We start from the raw sequence: 18,793 nt of genomic DNA on the forward strand, positions 1-18,793 counted from the left end.
GTGTCAGCCGGCCTCCGGCATGACAGAGCCGAGCGCCGACGAGGCGCAGTCATGACGGAAGGGCATGCGGTCGTCCTCGGGGCAGGCATCGCCGGATTGCTGGCCGCCCGTGTGCTTTCCGAGCACTACGCACGGGTCACGATCTTCGAGCGGGACAGCGTCGAGTCCGACGAGGTGCGCCGCGGCGTGCCGCAGGCCCGGCACCTGCACGGCTTGCTCGACCGAGGACGCACGATCATCGAGCAGCTGTACCCCGGGTTCACCTCGGAGATGGCAGAACGCGGCGCGACCACTGCGGAGGCGTTGGTCGGAACCCGCTGGTATGTCGGGGGATTGCGGGTCGCGCCGACCTCGACGGGGCTCACCTCGGTGATCGCCACCAGGCCGTTGCTGGAATCCGTGCTGCGGCAGCGCACGCTGGCCGCGCCAGGGGTGCAGCTGTGCGAGGGCACGGCGCGCGGCTTGATCGGTGACGGGCACCGGGTGCGCGCGGTGTCGGTCTCCGGTGCGCACGGTGCGCACGTGCAAGCGACCGACCTCGTCGTCGATGCGACCGGGCGTGGCTCTCGGGCACCGGCATGGCTCACGGCGATCGGCGCGCAGGCGCCCGCCGAGGACCGGCTCGAGGTCGACCTCGGGTACGCGTCGCGGTTCTTCCGCCGCACGCCGGGGCAACTGGACGATCAGTCCTCGGTGATCATCTCGACCGGCCCGAACGGCCGTGGCGGCGGGGCGATTCGGGTCGAGGGCGACCGCTGGCACGTCACCCTCGCCGGGATGCTCGGCGATCACCCGCCCGTCGATTCCGTCGGCTTCGAAGCGTTCGCGGCGACGATCTCGGCACTGGACATCCACGAGATCGTGACGACGTCGGAGCCGCTCGGTGACGCGGTGCCGCACCGGTTCCGTTCCCCGGTGCGCCGCCGCTTCGAGCGACTCGACGAGGTGCCGCAAGGGTTTCTGGTGCTCGGTGACGCGCTGTGTAGCTTCAACCCGCTGTACGCGCAGGGCATGGCGGTAGCCGCGCAGCAGGCGCTCGCCTTGCACGACTGCCTGGCGGCGGGTGACGCCGCGGACCTACCTGGCCGGTTCTACAGTGCCGCAGGCAAAGTCGTCGATGTTGCCTGGCAGCTCGCGGCAGGGGCCGACCTCAGCCACGCGGGCGTCGTCGGCCCACGCACCGCCCGTACCAGGGTGACCAACGCCTACGTGTCCCGCGTCCATCGCGCCGCCCACGTCGATCCGGTGGTCGCCAGAACCTTTCTGCGGGTAGCCAATCTCGTCGACCCGCCTGCCGCGCTGCTCCGGCCACGGCTCGCTGGCCGAATTCTGCTGCGCGGCATGGGTAGTGGCGGTTTCGGCGGCGGTTTCGGCGGTAGCGGTTTCGATAGCGGCGGTTTTGATAGCGGCGGTTTTGATAGCGGCAGTGCCGCCGCGACCACCGATGTCGGCGGGCGGGCGGCCACCAGTGTCGGCGGGCAAGCGACCACCGATGTCGGCGGGCAAGCGACCACCGATATCGGTGGGCAACCATCTGCCGATGTCGGTGGGCAGGCGACCACCAGCATCGGTGGCCAACCGTCCGCCGACCGCACTCCTCTCCCCATCGAGCCGACGAGGTGATGATCCGCAGCGGCGCGGGCCGGCACCTCCCTACGCATTCCGAACGCTGACGCATTCCGAACGACCGGCTACACCGGCACAGCCCGTCGGTGTACCGCACAGGAGGGACACTCGACATGGATTCGTCGCACGCGAGCACGGCTGTCGCGGAACAGGATTCCGCCGTACAGACCGCCATCGCCCAACTGTTCGGCCCCGACGGCCGAGCCGACCCGTATGCCCCGGCCCGCGTGCTGCGTGAGGCGGGACCGGTGCATCAGACCCCGCTCGGCCATCGTCTGCTCACCCGCTACGACGACTGTGTCGCCGTGCTGTCGACCACAGCGTGGAGCCACGCGGAGGAGGCCGGGATGATGCACCCGACGGTGAAGCCGGAGGACGCACCCGAGGAACTGCCGACCTCGTTCCTGTGGATGGAGCCGCCGGACCACACCCGGCTGCGCAACCTGGTGACCAAGGGCTTCACCCCGCGCATGGTGACCAGGCTGCGTCCGCGCATCGAAGAGCTCACCGAGCAGCTCGTCGACACGGCCTTGGAATCGGGCGAGTTCGACCTCGTCGAGCTGATCGCCTACCCGCTGCCGCTGATCATCGCGTGTGAGTTGATCGGTGTGCCCAAGGAGGCCTACGGCCAGGTGCACCAGTGGTCGCAGGATCTAGCGCGCGGTTTCGACCACGACTACACGCTGCCCGAGGAGGCGCTCGAGGCACGGAGTGCCGGATCGCGCGGGTTCATGGGCTATTTCCGTGAGCTGCTCAACGAGCGGCGCAAGGACCCCAAGGACGACCTGCTGAGCGTGCTCTCCCAGGTGGAGGATCGCGGCGACGTGCTCACCGAGCAGGAGCTGCTTGCCACCTGCATCACCACCTTCGTGGCCGGGCACGAGACCACCGCCAACCTGATCGGCACCGGCATGCTGCAGCTGATGCGCAATCCCGATCAGATCGCGACACTGCGTGCGCGTCCGGAGCTGATCCCCGCCACGCCCGACGAGCTGCTTCGCCTCGAACCGTCCGTGCAGATCACCACCAGAGCGGCCACCAGGCCGATCACCGTGGCAGGTCACGACTTCGAGCAGGGCGAAGGCGTTGTGGTGCTGATCAATTCGGCGAACCGCGACGATGCCGCGTTCCCCGATTCGGACCGGATCGATGTCGCGCGGTACTCCGATCCGAAGAACCCGGCGAAGAAGCACCTCGGGTTCAGCCTCGGCATCCACTACTGCCTCGGTGCACCGCTGGCGCTGCTGGAGATGGAGGTCCTGCTCGAGGTGCTGCTGCGCAAGGTCCGCGACATCGAGCCGCTGACGGACACGCCGCCGTACAAGCCGAACGTGGTGATTCGCGGACTGGAGGCGTTGCCGACCCGGTTCACGCCCGCGTAGCCGACGCACCCTGCACCCGGTTCACCCCCGGGTGCAGGGTGTCTCGTCGTCTGGGCTTGGCTGCTGAGGTCACTACCGCCGAGCCTGACTTCCGGCTCGCCGTCTGCGTCGTGCATACAGGAGAGCTCGATGAGACGAATAGACAAGACCATCCGGTACGTTTGGCAGTGATCACTGGCAAGGAGGGAAGGACCTACGCGGCTCGCAAGGAGGCGTGCAATGGATCGACGCTCGTTGTTCGGAATGGTGGCGGTCGGCACGGCCGCGACGACACTGGCTGCCTGTTCGCAGGACGATTCGACCGACGGCGCCGCGCCACCCTCGCTCGACGCGGAATTCACCGTGCTTCCGGATGTCGACCCCACCGGGACCGATACCCTTCCGCCGTTCCCTGCGCCACTGCTGGTCCGGCCGGGCTCGGCGGCACCGAGCTTCGAGCTGCGGCTACCGAATCCCGACGACATCGACCGCACGGATCTCACCGCGCTCGGCGTGCTCGAATCCATCGCGCTGCTGCGCGCCAAGGTGGTGACGAGTTCCGACCTCACCAATGCGCTGCTCAATCGGATCGATCTGCACGATGCGGCGATCAACTCGTTCGTGCGGAAGTACGCCGATCAGGCCCGCGAACAGGCGCGTGATGCGGACCGACGGCTTGCGGCACGCGACGCACCGCCGCTGTGCGGTGTGCCGGTCGCGCTGAAGGATGTCTATGCGGTGCAAGGCCTTCCGTTGACCGCGAGCGTTCCGGTGCTCGACGGCAATGTCGCCAAAGGGGATTCGACGGCATGGCGGCGCATGAAGGCGGCCGGGATGCCGCTGCTCGGCCACGTGCACACGCACCAGATGGCCATCGGGTCGCTGACCGAGCAGACCGCGAACCCATGGGATCCGCGCAAGGTGCCCGGTGGCTCGTCCGGTGGCTCGGCCGCCGCCTTGGCCGCTCGGTTCACCGCCGCCGCGTACGGCACGGATACCGCTGGCAGCCTTCGTATTCCGGCGTCGTGCTGCAATATCTGCGCGATCAAGCCGACCAGCGGCGTCGCGTCCGTCTACGGCACCATTCCGGTCGCATGGACCTTCGACAACGTGGGCCCGATGGCCCGCAGTGCCGCCGACCTGGGGCCGCTGCTCGAGGTGATCGCCGGCGTCGACCCGATGGATCCGCGCACTGCGGCCATCGTCGGGTGGGGACAGCCGAGCTTCCCAACCGCACCGAGCGCAAAAGGGTTGAGCCAGTTCAGGATCGGCGTACCAACGCCGTACCCCGCGCCGCTGGAATCGGGGATCGCTACTGCCTTCGGCGCGATGCGGGAGACCCTGCGCGCGTCCGGCGCGACCATCGTCGAGTTCGAGGCGCCCGCCGCCATGACCTACCAGGACATGCTTGTCGCGCAGGGTGTGGAAATCGCCGAATACCAGCGGCAATGGTGGTCGAAGGACAAGTCGCGCTATACGCGGTATCTGCGCGAAGCCATGGAGGGTTTCGAGAAGCTGGGGTTGTTGGCGGTCGACTTCCTGCATATCCAGCGCAAACGAACACAGCGACTGGAAACCTGGCTCGCGAAATTCGAGGAACACAAGCTCGACGCCGTCCTGATGCCGGTACTCGGCAGCGAAATCGTCGACCGGCCACCGTACGGCGACTACGGCCCCGAAGAGGGCATGGCGATGGCCCCGCAAACCAACGACGCGAACTACTGTGGTCTGCCCGCCGTGGCCATCCCGACCGCGCCGAGTTCGACGACCGGGCTGCCGGTCGGGGTGCAGCTGCTCGGCGCCCCCTACAACGACGCCAAGCTGCTCCAGATCGCGATCGATATCCAACAACACAGCGACTTCCACCGCCGCGTACCGCAACTAACTCCATAGCGCGCCGCACCCGGGTCCATCGCGCGCCACAACTGGGTCCATCGCGTGCCGATTTGTCCAGGCACGACAGTGGCGGGCTCCCTGCCTGCGCTGATGGCATCCGTATCATCCGGGTGATGCGCGTACTGGTGGTGGATGACGAGGACGCGGTCCGGGACGCTCTCGTGCGCGCGATGGCCAGCGAAGGGTACGAGACCAGGGCCGCGAGTGACGGAGCGGCCGCGTTGGCCGAGATGCAGCGGTGGCAGCCGGAGGTGGTGCTGCTCGACGTGTTGATGCCGTTCATGGACGGGCTGACAGCGTGCAGGCAGCTGCGAGCGCGCGGGGACCGCACGCCGATCTTGATGCTCACCGCGCGGGACGCGGTCGCCGATCGGGTCGACGGGCTCGACGCGGGGGCGGACGACTATCTGGTCAAACCGTTCGACCTGGACGAGCTGCTGGCCCGGGTGCGTGCGCTGGTGCGGCGCACCTATCCCGAGGACGGCGCCGTGCTGTCCTGTGCGGACCTGGTGATGGACACCACCGCGCACACGGTGCGTCGCGGTGCTCGCGGCGTCGAGCTGAGCCGCACCGAGTTCGCGCTACTCGAGGTGCTGCTGCGCAACGAAGGCCAGGCGTTGCCCCGCGAGACGCTCATCGAACGCGTCTGGGGGAGTGAGCTCGGCCCGACCTCGAATTCGCTCGAGGTCTACATCCGCTACCTGCGCCGCAAGCTCGAAGCCGATCACGAGCCTCGGCTGATCCACACCCTGCGCGGCATCGGATACCGGTTGGCGCCGTCGTGAGGCTGCCCGGCTCGTTGCGCGCCCGCGTCACCGTCTTCTGTGTCGCCGCCATCGCGCTCGCGCTGGCCGGGATGGCCGTTGCCGCGTATGCCGTTGTCGCCCATGAACTGAACGACTCGCTCGACCTCGGACTGCGCAGGGAGGCAACGCGCATCAGCCGCACGATCAGCACCGACGCCGACGTCGCCACGGCATCCGGGTCGTGCCGATACCTGACCGCGCCGAGCTGTGTTCAGGTGGTGGCCAGCGACGGGCAGATCGAATCCGCGCAGGACGAGCAGCAGTTGCCGGTCGACGCCGGAACACGGGCGGTCGCCGCGGGAGCGCGGCCCGCGTACTTCAGTGACGTCACGCTCGCGGGCTATCCGCTCCGGATGTATACCGCCCCACTGCGTTCGGGCACCGCGGTGCAAGTTGCGCAGCGCGCAGATCCGGTCGACACCAGCCTGCGCCGGGTCGCGTACGCGCTGCTCGCCGCCGCGGCGATCGGCACAGCGCTCGCCATCGCTGTCGGCGTCGCCGTCGCGCGCCGTGTCGTTGCCCCGGTCACGACCTTGACCGCCGCTGCCGAACGCGTCGCGGGCACGCGTGATCCGCGTCAGCACATCAGCGTCACCGGTCCCGACGAACTCCGCAGCCTGGCAACCAGTTTCAACATCATGCTCGACGAACTCGACCAGGCGCTGACCGCAGAACGGAATTCCCGTGCGGCCCAGCACCGCCTGATCGCCGATGCCTCCCACGAACTACGCACCCCACTCACCGCCCTGCGCACCAACATTGATCTCCTTCGTCGCGCCTCTCGCCTCACCCCGGACCAACTCGACGACACGGCAGCGGGTTTGCGCACCCAGTCCGAGGAGCTTTCCGGCCTCGTCACCGACCTCATCGATCTCGCCCGCGCCGACGACCCTGCTGCCGCGCCGGAGGTGTTCGAAGACCTCCGCCTCGATCTGCTCGTCGCGGACCGTCTCTGTGCCGCTGAACGTCACTGGCCTGCCGTGACATTCGATGCCGAGCTGACGCCGACCACGATCACCGGCGTGCCGGTCCGGCTCGCCCGCGCCGTGACGAACCTGCTCGACAACGCGGCCAAATTCAGCCCACCGCAGGGCGTCATCCGCGTCGAGCTGCACGACAACGCGCTGACCGTGCGTGACCACGGCCCCGGCATTCCCGCCGACGATCTCCCGCACGTCTTCGACCGCTTCTATCGATCCGCCACCGCCCGTGCGAAACCCGGTCACGGTCTCGGCTTGGCCATCGTCGAACAGGTCGCAGAATTGCACGGCGCCACGGCAACCGCGGCCGCCGCCGACGGCGGGGGAGCCGTCTTCCGGCTCGCCTTCCCGCAGGACAATCCCCGCTCTAGTACCACCGAATGACGACAGGTTCACGCTTCGGTATGAGGTGAGCCCAGCAGGGGATGCCTACCGACGACGACCATGGCGGCGGACCTCGTCGTCGACGCGAGCGGTCGGTCGTCGAAACTGCCGCAATGGCTTTCCGTGCTCGGCTACGCCGCGCCGCCGGACGAGATTGTCACCTCCGGCATCGGATACACGACCCGCTACTACCGGGTTCCGCCGGGGCAGGACGACGCCGTTCCGCTGATCGTCATCGAGAACGACTACACCGCAGCCAATCCGGCGGGCGGCGTGCTCGAGCGCATCGAGGGTGACATGTGGAGCGCCTGCTTGTCCGGCATCGGCGGTCAGTATCCGCCGACCGATGCCGAAGGGTTCGACCATGGTCTGACAAAGCTGATCAACCCCGCCTTGGCAGAGGCATTGCGCGACGCCGAACCATTGACTGCGCCACGGGGTTTCCGCATTCCGGTGTGCGTGCGGCACCACTACGAGCAGATGGAGCGCTGGCCCGCCGGGCTGCTCGTGCTCGGTGATGCGCTGTCCACCGTGGACCCGATCTACGGCCAGGGCATGACCGTTGCCGCAATCCAGGCCGAGACCATCGCCGCCACGCTCCGCGACCACGACGGGCCGGCTTCGAACAGGATGTCCTGCAGCGGATCCAGCGCGCCTCCTACCCGGCCTGGTGGCTCAGCTCGCTGGAAGACCTCCGATGGCCCGGCGTCGAACACAGCGGCGGCACGGCCTTCGAGGCGTCGCGCTGTTGCACAAATACTTCGATCTCGCCTTGGAGCGGATGACGCAGCAGTTCGCGCGCCGCGGATCGGACTTCGACCCGACATTCCTGAGCTATTTCGCGATGACCGGCCTGCTCGTTCCGCCGGGCGAGGTCATCAACGCGGGCACGCTCGACGCGCTGCTCTGGGTCCCTCCACCGCCGCCGAGCAGGCAGTGCGTGCCGAAATTCGGGCAAACGGCGGGTCGATCGATGCCCTGCTGGACTGCCTGGTTTCTGCCGGTTCCTAGCGGATCGCAACATTGGTGGTGGCGAGCAGCGCCAGGAAGGGGAAGCATGGTCGTGCAAACGGCGGCGGGAACGGCGCTCCGATGCCCGCCAGCCTTCGCCACAACAGGGGAGCGGACCGTGCACGACGCCACCGAAACCACCGACGCGCTGCCATGCTCGTCCGCCGACGCGGTCACCGAGCTCTACACGTGGGAGATCGCCCACGACGGCGCCATCGTCGAGTCGGGTGCGGCGCAACTGGGCGAGCCGCATCCCCTCACCGGGAGCACGGCCGGACATCACTACGAGATCGCGTGCGGGCTCTTCGAGCAGGCGTGCGAGCGGGTGGTGGACGAGCATCGCTACGAGGTGATGATGGCGCGGGTGGAGGGCGAGCCGGAACCGCGCGCCGTCTCCGTGGTCACCGTGGTGCTGCGCTATCCCGACAACGCCGTCGCGGTGTCGATGACCGCCAACCCACGGCATCGGCCGATCACCGAAAAGGACATGCGCGAATACCGCGAGTACCTCGAGTGGGCCGAGGAGGATCACCGGCGCTACCTCGAGCGCAAGGCGTTGAACGACGAAGCCCTCGACCTACCATGGGAGACCACCGAGGTGGAGTGGGCGCCCGAGGACGTCATCGATCGGGCGGACCCGCGGCTGGCGCGGATCATCGAGTTGGAGGACGAAGCCGCCGACGTCCGCGACGAGGTGTTCGATCCGGAACATTGTCGCGCAAGACAATTCAGGGCCGAGCAGAAGTTGCACGAGGCGCGTGCCGCCGCCGCGAACGGGGACGGCACCGCGGCAGAGGAGATCACCCGCCGGGCCGAACGCGTCACCCGCTGGACCAATCTGCTCGCCGAGACGACCGCCGCCTATCTGCAGGCGGCGGCGCTCGACGCCGAGGCGGCCCGGTTGCGCCGGGTGCTGCAAGCCGAGGTACAGGCCGAGGTGCAGGCGGTCCGCGACTAGCTGCCCGGTGTCCACCGCACACCGAGGCAGACACCGGGCAGCATCACAGCGACAGCAGCGCGCGTCGACCGATGCGTGGATCGGCCAACGGGCGCAACGCGATCCGCATCAAGGCGAGCGCATTGTCGTCGCCCGCAATGCGATTCGCCTTCAACGCGCCGCACGCGACGCATTGATGGACGAGCAACCACTCGCCGTCCTCGCGCGCCGACATGCTCACCGCGGTCATTCGCCCGCGACACGGCGCGGCCCGATCGCCGGGGACCCGCCGGTCGACGTGACGGCTGGCCAGGCAATGCGGGCAGTGGTTGCGATGCGCGGTGCCCGGCGCGCTGACCGGCACGTCCATCCGGCACCCGACGCACCGGAACGCGTCGCCGGATTCGCCTGCGCGCCCGTGCAATACGTCCTTGGCCCGCTGTGGACGGCGCCGCACTGGTTTCCTTCGTGGCATCGGCGCACCCCCTACAGATCGCCGAAGACTTCGAGCGGGAACGGTGGCTCGGCCAGTGGCCGGACCGCCATGCGCATCAGGATGAGCTGGTTGTCGTCGCCGCATACGGGGTGCAGCGCTAGCTCCTGACAGCGGGTGCAGCGATGCACCACGGCCCATTCGCCGGTGCGCAGCACCGCGATGGACAGCGGCGCCATCCTGGCCCGGCATTCCGACGGGCCGCCCTCGACGTGGTCGTGGGTGTGCCGGGAATGCAAACAGCTCGGGCAGTGATTGCGCCAGCTGTTGTCCGGTGCGAGCGTCGCGACGACGAGGCCGCAGCGGACGCAGGTGAAGGTATCGGTACGCAGCGATGCGCTCGGCCCGTGCGTTTGAGAGGTGTTGTCTGACACCCGGATACTCCTTTGCTTGGTCTGAATGCAGAACAGCAGGAGCAGGCCGGGCGCGCCTCGGCGAGTTAGCGGCGTGTGGCGTCGGCGGGTTGGCTCGACGTCAGGTCGTGAGGCGCGCTCGGCGCATTCCGGGTCATAGGCATCCTTCGTCTCAGGGGCCGTCAGCCCGGCAGTCCGATTTCTCGGGCGCGCTCTCCGCGCGGCGGCAACCGTAGCAACGCCGCGGCCTCACTCGCCACTGATTTTGCTGCGATAGTTCCTGGCCACCAGCGCCAGGCACGCGGCGGCGGCGAGCGCGCAGCACGCGAACATCGAGGGGTAGTCGACGTCGAAGCGCTGGTTCAGGAACGACAGCAGCGCCGGAACCCCGAAGCCGAGGTAGCTGACCGAATAGAACACCGCCGTCAGCCCGGCCAGGTCGTCGGGGCGGGCGATCCGCTCGATCTCCTGGAGCCCGGCCACCAGGCCGATGCCGTAGCCGCAGCCGAGGACGACGGCGGTCGCCAGTGTCGCGACGAGGGTCAGCGCGCCGGCCGCCCACGCCGCCATCGCCATGCCGACGGTGCTGAAGACCAGCGAGACGACGGCTGCGCGGGCGGTGCCCGGCTTGTCGATTCGTCGCGCAACGGACTGGATGGCGAAGCCGCAACTCAGCGTGAGCACGCCGACGAACGCGGAGAACGCGATCGGTGCGCCGTGGATGTGCGGCGCCATCAGCGTCGGCATGATCGCGTAAGCCGTTCCGGCGGAGGTGAACAGCCACAGCGCGACCGGCAGCGCCACCCGCCGGAACCTACGGTGCTTGGCGGCGGGGATCGTCAGATCATCGAGCAACCGGCCCGGATTCGCCTGGGGGATCACTGTTTCGGGCGCCCGCGCCACCCAGAGGGCGGCGCACAGGCACAGCGTCACGTTGATCAGATAGGCGAGGGTGTTCGGCCACGGCGCCCACTGGGCAAGCAGCCCAGCCGATCCCGCGCCGACGGCGAAGCCACCGGTCAGGCTCATCGCCGAGCGCCGTGCCCCGGTGCCACTTGGCGCGGCGGCACCGAACGGCGGTTGCGAGAGTTCCTTGAGCCAGCTGCTGCCGACCGCCATCGCCAATCCCAGCGCGATGCCGCACAGGACGCGACCCGCGGACATCATCGGCACCGAGGTGGCGCCGAAGGCGAGCAGCAGCGAACCGGCCGCGCTGATGAACGGCGCAGGCCGCAGCACCACGCGTCGGCCGTATCGGTCCGAGAGCGGCCCGCCGATCAGCAGCGCGGGCACGATGCCGAGCACGTAGTAGAACAGCAGCAGGTCCACCGTGGTGACGGGCAGTCCGTGGTTCTTGTACATCACCAGCAACGGCGTGAATTCGTTACCGCCCCAGGCGATCGCGAACATGGCGGCGGCCACGCCCCACCATTGCTTCGCGGCGATATCGGTGGGGGTCTGCCGGATCGGCGTCTGTGTCGTCATCACAGCCCCCGTAGTTCCAGTTGGTGCACGCCGGCGAGGTGCTCGGCGAGCGCGGGGGCGAACCGGTCGACGTCGCCGGCTTCGATGAGCCCGGCGAGGTGGGCGTGCTGCTCGATGATCCGGTCGATGTCGATCGGTCCGCGCCGCAGCGCGACGCTGTTCATCCGCCGCTGCCGTTCGCGCAGCGAGTCGTAGAAGCCTGCGAGCAGCGGATTGCCTGCCGCGATCACGTACGAGCGGTGAAAGTCGGTGTCCACCAGGGCGAATTGGTCGAGGTCGCCGGCCGCGGCGAGCGCGCGCTGCCGGTCGAGCGAGGCACGGAACGACGCGGTGAGCGCGGTGCGGTCGGTCGAGGCCAGCGCGCGCACCGCCGCCGCCTCGACGACGTAGCGGGCGTAGGCGACGTGCTCGGCCTCGTCGGGCGGGATCGGCACCACCAGGGCGCCGCGCTTCGGGTAGAGCTTCATCCACCCTTCGGTCTCCAGACGCAGGAATGCCTCGCGCACGGGCGTGCGTGAGGTGCCGAGCTCGGCGGCGATCTCGCCCTCGCTGATGAGCTCGCCGCCGGCGAGGGTGCCGGCGAGGATGCGCTCCTTCACCTCGCGATAGGCCTGCTCAGCGGATGAATACGTCTTAGACACAAGTTGTATCTTAGGGCTGGCCGCCCGAATAACCGACTCGTGGGTCTGTAACTCTCGTCACGTCGCAGGCGCGGTGGCGGTGTGTTCTGTCGAACATCTTGCGGCTGGGGGTACTGCAGGTTGTCTCGATCTGACGATTCGACTGACTTGTAAGCAATCTTGAGAATTATCTTCAAAGATATAGACATGATCTTGCATGATCTTCATGATTTCACCTAGAAAGGTCCACATCATGCGGATCGACTATCGACCCATCCATCGACATTCAGGAGCGCAGGTGAAGATCGGGATCCCCCGCGAGGTCAAGAACCACGAGTATCGGGTGGCGATCACTCCGGCCGGTGTCCACGAGCTCGTCTCGCGCGGGCACGAGGTCTACATCGAGACCGGTGCCGGTCGCGGATCGGCGTTCGAGGACGAGGCGTACACCGTCGCGGGCGCCAGGGTGCTGAACACCGCCGACGAGGTCTGGGGCACAGCGGATCTCGTGCTGAAGGTGAAAGAGCCGGTCGCCGAGGAATACTCGCGCATGCGCGACGGCCAGGTGCTGTTCACCTACCTGCACCTCGCCGCCTCCAAGGAGTGCACCGACGCCCTGCTCGCCTCCGGCATCACCTCCATTGCGTACGAAACCGTCACCGGCCGTGACGGATCCCTGCCGCTGCTGGCCCCGATGAGCGAGGTCGCCGGTCGGCTGGCCCCGCAGGCGGGCGCCTACCACCTGATGCGCAACGGCGGCGGCCGCGGCGTGCTGATGGGCGGCGTGCCCGGCACCCCGCCCGCGAACGTTGTCGTCATCGGCGCGGGCGTCTCGGGCGGCAACGCCATCGCCATCGCGCACGGCATGCGCGCCGAGGTGACCGTGCTCGACCTGAACATCGCGCGCCTGCGCGAGATCGACGCCCAGTACAAGGGCCAGGTGCGCACCATCATGTCCAACCGGCTCGAGATCGAGAAGGCCGTCCGCGAGGCCGACCTGGTCATCGGCGCGGTGCTGGTGCCAGGCGCGAAGGCGCCGACGCTGGTCTCCAACGACCTTGTCGCGCAGATGAAGCCGGGCTCGGTGCTGGTCGACATCGCGATCGACCAGGGTGGCTGCTTCGCGGATTCGCGGCCGACCACGCACGCCGAACCGACCTACCGGGTGCACGAGTCGGTGTTCTACTGCGTCGCCAACATGCCCGGCGCGGTGCCTTACACCTCGACTGTCGCGCTCACCAATGCGACGCTGCCGTACGTGGTTTCGCTGGCCGAGCACGGCTGGCGCGACGCGGTGGCGCTGGATCAGGGCCTGGCCGCCGGACTGAGCACGCACGGTGGTGTGCTGCTTTCGGCGTCCGTCGCGGCGGCGCACGGCTATGTGGCGGAGAGCCTCGCAGCCTGACGCATGCCGAAAGGGCGGTCGGCCGTTGGTCGGCCGCCCTTTTATGCGGGCTGTGTGGTGCGCGGCCGCATGTGCTCGAAGATGAGGATGGTCTCGGTCGAGGCGACCGCGGGGTGCTCGCTGAGATTGTTGAGCACGAACCGGCGCAACTCGTCGGTGTGCGAGGTGGCGACGTGGATCAGGTAGTCGTCGGCGCCCGCGATGAAGTACACGTTGAGCACCTCCTCGAAGTCCGACATCTCCTCGCCGAACTCGGCGAGCTGCTGGCGCGCGCTGGCGCGCAGCCGCACCGCGATCATGGCCTGCAGGCTGCGGCCGAGCGCGGCCGGATCGATGTCGGCGTGAAAACCGCGAATGACTCCGCGCTCCACCAGTGCGCGCACCCGCCCGAGGCAGGTGGACGGTGCGATGCCCGCCGCCGCGGCGAGCGCATTGTTCGTCATGCGTCCGTCGCGAGCGAGCTGGTCCAACAGGATTCGGTCGGTATCATCTATAGGGACACCGGCCGGGGGATGTAGCGGGGTAACTGTCGAGGTGATGCCGACAGGTGAATCATTCTTGCGCATACGTCGACCGTACCGAATGTTGTTTGCTGACCCTGTCGATTGTTTGAATGATATTCGACGGTGGAAGGTAACAATCGTGTCTAGGCGCGCCAGTTCGTGGCAGGCAATCCGCGCAGCATATCCTTGCCGACCAGCACGCGCAGCCGCCACGGACGCAACCGCAGCATGCTGACACCCGGCGCCTCGGGCCCGGTCCAACCCGGCACGCCGATGCCTGCTGGATCGTAGCCGAGCGGCTCGGGGGTGGTACGGAACAGCTCCCACACCCTCTTCTTCGTCTCGAGTTCCTCGATCCAATCGGCCGCGCAGTCCGCAAGACAGGTGTCATGCGACGGCGCCCAGTAGTTGCATGCGGCGTACGGACTGTGTGCAAGGTGGGCACGCTTGGCCGGCGTCTTGCTGGTGACGATCCACCCGGTCAGCTCCTGGCCGTCCCACTCCCAGATCGGATGCAGGATCCGGCTGCGAGCACGTCCGGCGGTGTCGGTAGTCGAGACGGTGCACCACACGATGTCGTGCGCCATCGCCACGAATGCCGGTGCGATATCACCCAATTCGGTCACATTCGTCACCCTAGCGCCTCGCGGTCAGCGCGCGGTCGCGGGTGCGGACGGGCCTGTTCGAGTTGTGCGGCGACCGAAAGGATCGCCGTCTCGCCGTTGTACGGGCCGACCAGCTGAACCGACAGCGGCAAGCCGTCCGTGCCGACCCCAGCGGGCAGCGACGCCGCAGGATGCCCGGTCACGTTCCACAGCGCGGTGTAGGCGATCATCGGGATGGAGCTGCGCAGGGCCCCGATGGCGCTCGCGCCGTCGAGGATGCCGACCTCCGGTGGCCGGCAGGCGATGGTCGGCGTGAGCAGCAGATCGCACTCGGCGAAGACGCGATCGACCTTGCGCGCCAAGGATTCTCCCCGGCGGATGCCCCACTCGATGACCGGGCGACGCGCCCAGGTGCCCAGCGCGATGATCTGCTTGGTGCGGGATTCGAGCCGCTCCGGGTGCTCGACCGCGGCGGCCTCGGCCCGCACCCCGCCGAAGAACTGTGGGAAGAAGGCATGCGTGGACTCGGGATAGGTCGGCTCCACCTCGAACACGGTATGGCCCAGGTCGGCAAGGAGTTTCGCGGTGTCGTGCACCGCTTGGACCTGCACGGGATCCGGCTTCGCCAGTGGCGTGGTCGATTTCGTGCTGTAGCCGATGCGCAGCGGGGCAGCCGGCTGCCGGACGGCCTGTTCGAACGACAGCACCGGTTCCGGTGCGGTGAACCGGTCGCCAGAGGAGTTGCCGCGGATCACGTCGTACACGATCGCGGAGTCGAGCACGGTGCGGGTCAGCGGTCCGATCACGCCGAGTGCCCACCACAGATGTTCGTGCGGCGCCACCGGCACCCGTCCGCGCTGCGGCTTGAGGCCGAACAGCCCGCAGCAAGCCGACGGGATGCGAATCGAGCCGCCGCCGTCGCCGCCCATCGCGACCGGGACCAGGCCCGCCGCGACCGCCGCGGCGGAGCCGCCGCTGGAGCCACCGGTCGAACGGTTCCGATCCCACGGGTTGCGGGTGAGCCCGTAGGTGCTGGACTCGGTGAACGGCCACTGGCCGAACTCCGGCATCGCGGTCTTGCCGATGATGATCGCGCCCGCGTCCCGCAGCCTGCGCACCACTTCGGCGTCGGCGGCGGCCGGGGTGGAGTTGGCGCTGGTGCCGAAGGTGGTGACGACACCGGCGACGTCGACCTCGTCCTTGATCGCGATCGGAATGCCGTGTAGCGGACCGACCGGGCCTTCGGCGCGTTCTCGGTCCCGTTCTTTCGCTTCGGCCAGCGCCTGTTCGTGCAGCACCGTAGTGAACGCACCGAGATCGGTGGCATGGTCGATGCCGTCGAGTGTGGCGGCGATGAGCTCCTGTGCCGTGAGGACCCCCTGGTTCAACAGCTCCCGCTGCTCGACCACGCCCGCGGAAACGACATCCTGGAGATCCATCTTGCTCTAGCTCCTCTCGATCACAACCCGAGCGGTGTGACCCAGCACGAATACTGTCGCGCCGAAGACACGACAGTAGATAGCCGTATGACCATTCCGCAATCGATACGGACGCAGATCACCTCGAGTTCAGTACTTCGGGGAAATATGCGGCAGATATCCGGGTTCGGCGGCCCGCATGGCGGCGACGTCGTCCCGATCGCGCAGTGCAGGCATGGTCTGCCAGCGGTGATGCAATCGGTCCAGCTCGTCTCGGTCGAGATCGACGCCGAGGCCGGGCGCATCGCTGACCGCGATCGACCCTTCGGTGAAGGAGAACCGCTCGGTGATGACGTCTTCGGCCTGCCACGGATAGTGGGTGTCGCAGGCGTAGTCGAGGTCGGCCACGGTGGCGGCGACGTGGGTCATGGCGGCCAGGCTGATGCCGAGGTGGGTGTTGGAGTGCATCGAGACGCCCTTGCCGTAGGCGTGGCAGACGGCGGCCAGCTCCCGGGTGGCGTGCAGGCCGCCCCAGAAATGATGGTCGGACAGCACGACCTGGACGGCGTCGGCGTCGAAGGCAGGGCGGATCTCGTCGACGGCGGTGACGATCATGTTGGTGGCCAAGGGCATTCCGGTGCGGCGGTGCAGCTCGGCCATGCCCGCGACGTCGGCGGTGGGATCCTCCAGGTATTCGACGACGCCGGTGAGGCTTTCGGCGACCGCGGTCGCGGTGGCCAGCGACCAGCCGCCGTTGGGATCGAGGCGCAGGGGATGGTCGGGGAAGGCCTTCGCCAGCGCGGTGATCGCGGCGACCTCCTCCTCGGGCGGAAACACCCCGCCCTTGAGCTTGAAGGAACGGAATCCGCCGTGGGCGCTGAAGCTTTCGGCCAAGCGGACGACGCCGTCGGGGTCGAGTACCTCGCCCCACTCATCGGTCGGCGCGTCGGACACCGGGTGTTCGGCCCACTTGTAGAAGAGGTAGCCCGAATAGTCGACACGGTCGCGCACCTTGCCGCCGAGCAGCGCGTACACGGGCAGGCCGAGGGCGCGGCCGGTGGCGTCGAGTGCCGCGGTCTCGAACGCCGAGATCACGCTGAGCCGAACCTTGTCCGTCGTCAGGGTGCCGCGCAAGCCGCCCGCGATCGGGTTGTCCGCCAAGCCGCCCGCGATCGGGTTGTCCGCGAGCATCCTGGTGTCGCTGCCGCCGAGTCGCCGGATCGCGTGGCACGCGGTGACCGGCATGCCGATCAGACTCGGTGCGAGGTCGGTTGCCATGGCGAGGTAGTGGTGATCGCCGTAGGTCTCACCGAGACCGGTTACGCCGCTGTCGGTCTCGATTTCGACGATCAGTCGCGGGGTGTAGGGCTGGTGCACGCCACCGACATTGAGCAACGGTGCGTCGGCGATGAGGATCGGGGTCAGGTGGACGTCGGTGATGACCGGCGGCATGGTCAGTCTCGCTTTCCGTCGACGCGGCGTGGCAGCCGCCATGGGTTGTTCTCCCGCAAGGCGGGCGGGAGGAGGCGATCGGGGAACCCCTGCCAGGCGACCGGGCGCAGGAACCGATCGATCGCGGCGGTGCCGACCGAGGTGGTGGTCGGCGCGGTGGTGGCGGGGTAAGGGCCGCCGTGCTGCTGGGCCCAGGTGACGGTGACACCGGTCGGCCAGTCGTTCCAGACCAGCCGTCCGGCCAACGTCGTGAGTGTCGGCAGCAGCGGGCGGACGTCGTCGATCTCGCTGTCCTCGGCGAACACCGTTGCGGTGAGACCGGGCTCCAGGGTCTCGAGAAGTGCTTGCAGCTCAGTGGAGTTCGCGTATTCGACGACGAGTGCGGCGGGGCCGAAGCATTCGGTGTGCAGCAGCTCGCCGCCGTCGTGGAAGTCGGCGGCGGTGACGCGCAGCAGCGTCGGCGTGAGCGGGTCGTCCGTGGCGGAAAGCACCGTGACGGAAGGGTGTTCGCGCAGCCGGGTGACTCCGGTGCGGAAGCCGTGCGTGATCCGGTCGTTGAGCAGCGGCCGGGCGGGCACGGCGCCGACGGCGGTGCGAAGTGCCTCGGTCAGCCCGTGCTCGGTGGGCAACAGGAGAAGGCCGGGTTTGGTGCAGAACTGTCCGGCACCCAGGGTGAACGAGCCGACGAAGCCGTCGACGATCTGCTGACCACGGACGCGGATCGCGTTCGGCAGCACGATGACCGGGTTGACGCTGCCCAGCTCGCCGTAGAACGGAATGGGCCGTGGTCTGGCGTTCGCGATGTCGAACAGCGCGCGACCGCCGGGCACCGACCCGGTGAAGGCCGCCGCGGCGATGGCAGGATGCCGCAGGGCGGTGGTGCCCGCGTCCACGCCGTGGATGACGTCGAAGATGCCTGCGGGCGCACCGGTTTCGCGCAACGCGGCACGCACGAGTTGTCCGGTGCGCGTGGACAACCGCGGATGCCCGGGATGGGCTTTGAGCACCACCGGACAGCCTGCGGCCAGTGCGGCGGCCGTGTCGCCGCCGGCCACGCTGAACGCGAACGGGAAGTTGCTCGCCGCGAACACCAGGGTCGGACCGATCGGCACCACGCTGCGCCGGATATCCGGTCGCGGGCCCATCGGCCACTGCGGGTCGGCGTGATCGACGGTGGCGCGCAGGAATTCGCCGTCGGTCAGCACCTCGGCGAACAGGGACAGTTGAAAGGTGGTGCGCGCCAATTCGCCGCGCAGGCGCGGTGTTTCGGGCAGCTGCGTCTCCGCCGCGGCGAGCGGCACCAGCTCGTCCGCGGCGGCGTCCAACGCGGCCGCGAGATGGCTGAGCCAGCGGGCGCGTTCGGCGGGTGTGCTGTCGGCCAGCGGGCCAGCGGCCGCCGCTGCCGCGTCGATGATGCGGGACAGGTCGGTCGGGTCGGTCTCCATGATTCCTCCGAAA

17 protein-coding genes are annotated in these 18,793 nt (G+C 68.4%); 8 read left to right on the forward strand and 9 right to left on the reverse strand.

What is annotated here, in order from left to right; genetic code table 11:
* Positions 1 to 51 precede the first annotated feature (51 nt).
* From ACGFNJ_RS30740 to ACGFNJ_RS30770, 7 genes are all read left to right on the forward strand, one after another.
* A complete protein-coding gene (locus tag ACGFNJ_RS30740) occupies positions 52 to 1,623 on the forward strand; it encodes an FAD-dependent oxidoreductase (protein WP_393455914.1) in 1,572 nt (523 codons plus the stop codon).
* Positions 1,624 to 1,739: 116 nt separating this feature from the next.
* Positions 1,740 to 3,008, forward strand: coding sequence for a cytochrome P450 (locus ACGFNJ_RS30745; RefSeq protein ID WP_393455917.1), 1,269 nt, complete (start codon positions 1,740 to 1,742; stop codon positions 3,006 to 3,008).
* Between the two features lie 219 nt (positions 3,009 to 3,227).
* Complete coding sequence (locus ACGFNJ_RS30750; RefSeq protein ID WP_393455920.1) at positions 3,228 to 4,880, forward strand: amidase; 1,653 nt, start codon at positions 3,228 to 3,230, stop codon at positions 4,878 to 4,880.
* Between the two features lie 116 nt (positions 4,881 to 4,996).
* The gene (locus ACGFNJ_RS30755; RefSeq protein ID WP_393455923.1) at positions 4,997 to 5,668 is read left to right on the forward strand and encodes a response regulator transcription factor; all 672 of its coding nucleotides are present in this window, start codon (positions 4,997 to 4,999) and stop codon (positions 5,666 to 5,668) included.
* Entirely contained in the window at positions 5,665 to 7,053 is a 1,389-nt protein-coding gene (locus tag ACGFNJ_RS30760; protein ID WP_393455926.1) for an ATP-binding protein, read from the forward strand. Before ACGFNJ_RS30755 ends, ACGFNJ_RS30760 begins: the two co-directional genes overlap by 4 nt.
* A gap of 60 nt (positions 7,054 to 7,113) precedes the next feature.
* On the forward strand, positions 7,114 to 8,064 hold the full coding sequence (locus ACGFNJ_RS30765) for an NAD(P)/FAD-dependent oxidoreductase (protein WP_393455929.1): 951 nt from the start codon (positions 7,114 to 7,116) through the stop codon (positions 8,062 to 8,064).
* Between the two features lie 46 nt (positions 8,065 to 8,110).
* Positions 8,111 to 9,022, forward strand: coding sequence for a hypothetical protein (locus ACGFNJ_RS30770; protein ID WP_393455932.1), 912 nt, complete (start codon positions 8,111 to 8,113; stop codon positions 9,020 to 9,022).
* Positions 9,023 to 9,065: 43 nt separating this feature from the next.
* Here ACGFNJ_RS30770 and ACGFNJ_RS30775 read toward each other — a convergent pair whose 3' ends face one another.
* The 4 genes from ACGFNJ_RS30775 to ACGFNJ_RS30790 form a co-directional block, all read right to left on the reverse strand.
* Positions 9,066 to 9,458, reverse strand: a complete 393-nt coding sequence (locus tag ACGFNJ_RS30775; RefSeq protein WP_393455935.1) for an RNHCP domain-containing protein — start codon at positions 9,456 to 9,458, stop codon at positions 9,066 to 9,068.
* Positions 9,459 to 9,487: 29 nt separating this feature from the next.
* Complete coding sequence (locus ACGFNJ_RS30780) at positions 9,488 to 9,868, reverse strand: RNHCP domain-containing protein (RefSeq protein ID WP_393455938.1); 381 nt, start codon at positions 9,866 to 9,868, stop codon at positions 9,488 to 9,490.
* 228 nt (positions 9,869 to 10,096) lie between these two features.
* Positions 10,097 to 11,332: an MFS transporter gene (locus ACGFNJ_RS30785; protein ID WP_393455941.1), complete on the reverse strand. Its 1,236-nt coding sequence runs from the start codon at positions 11,330 to 11,332 to the stop codon at positions 10,097 to 10,099.
* Complete coding sequence (locus ACGFNJ_RS30790) at positions 11,332 to 11,973, reverse strand: GntR family transcriptional regulator (protein WP_393455944.1); 642 nt, start codon at positions 11,971 to 11,973, stop codon at positions 11,332 to 11,334. The genes ACGFNJ_RS30785 and ACGFNJ_RS30790 overlap by 1 nt, the downstream gene beginning before the upstream one ends.
* A gap of 277 nt (positions 11,974 to 12,250) precedes the next feature.
* Between ACGFNJ_RS30790 and ald the strand changes: the two genes are divergently transcribed.
* The gene (gene ald, locus ACGFNJ_RS30795) at positions 12,251 to 13,357 is read left to right on the forward strand and encodes an alanine dehydrogenase (protein WP_069164063.1); all 1,107 of its coding nucleotides are present in this window, start codon (positions 12,251 to 12,253) and stop codon (positions 13,355 to 13,357) included.
* A gap of 41 nt (positions 13,358 to 13,398) precedes the next feature.
* Here ald and ACGFNJ_RS30800 read toward each other — a convergent pair whose 3' ends face one another.
* The 5 genes from ACGFNJ_RS30800 to ACGFNJ_RS30820 form a co-directional block, all read right to left on the reverse strand.
* Positions 13,399 to 13,923, reverse strand: a complete 525-nt coding sequence (locus tag ACGFNJ_RS30800) for an Lrp/AsnC family transcriptional regulator (protein ID WP_069164064.1) — start codon at positions 13,921 to 13,923, stop codon at positions 13,399 to 13,401.
* An 80-nt stretch (positions 13,924 to 14,003) separates the two neighbouring features.
* Positions 14,004 to 14,486: a pyridoxamine 5'-phosphate oxidase family protein gene (locus ACGFNJ_RS30805; protein ID WP_393455949.1), complete on the reverse strand. Its 483-nt coding sequence runs from the start codon at positions 14,484 to 14,486 to the stop codon at positions 14,004 to 14,006.
* Between the two features lie 5 nt (positions 14,487 to 14,491).
* The gene (locus tag ACGFNJ_RS30810; RefSeq protein ID WP_393455952.1) at positions 14,492 to 15,904 is read right to left on the reverse strand and encodes an amidase; all 1,413 of its coding nucleotides are present in this window, start codon (positions 15,902 to 15,904) and stop codon (positions 14,492 to 14,494) included.
* A 129-nt stretch (positions 15,905 to 16,033) separates the two neighbouring features.
* Complete coding sequence (locus ACGFNJ_RS30815) at positions 16,034 to 17,377, reverse strand: glucarate dehydratase family protein (RefSeq protein ID WP_393455955.1); 1,344 nt, start codon at positions 17,375 to 17,377, stop codon at positions 16,034 to 16,036.
* Positions 17,338 to 18,780, reverse strand: coding sequence for an aldehyde dehydrogenase (NADP(+)) (locus tag ACGFNJ_RS30820; protein ID WP_393455958.1), 1,443 nt, complete (start codon positions 18,778 to 18,780; stop codon positions 17,338 to 17,340). The genes ACGFNJ_RS30815 and ACGFNJ_RS30820 overlap by 40 nt, the downstream gene beginning before the upstream one ends.
* Positions 18,781 to 18,793 lie beyond the last annotated feature (13 nt).

Origin of the sequence: Nocardia sp. NPDC049149, from assembly GCF_043197455.1 — a bacterium.
Classification (GTDB): Bacteria; Actinomycetota; Actinomycetes; order Mycobacteriales; family Mycobacteriaceae; genus Nocardia.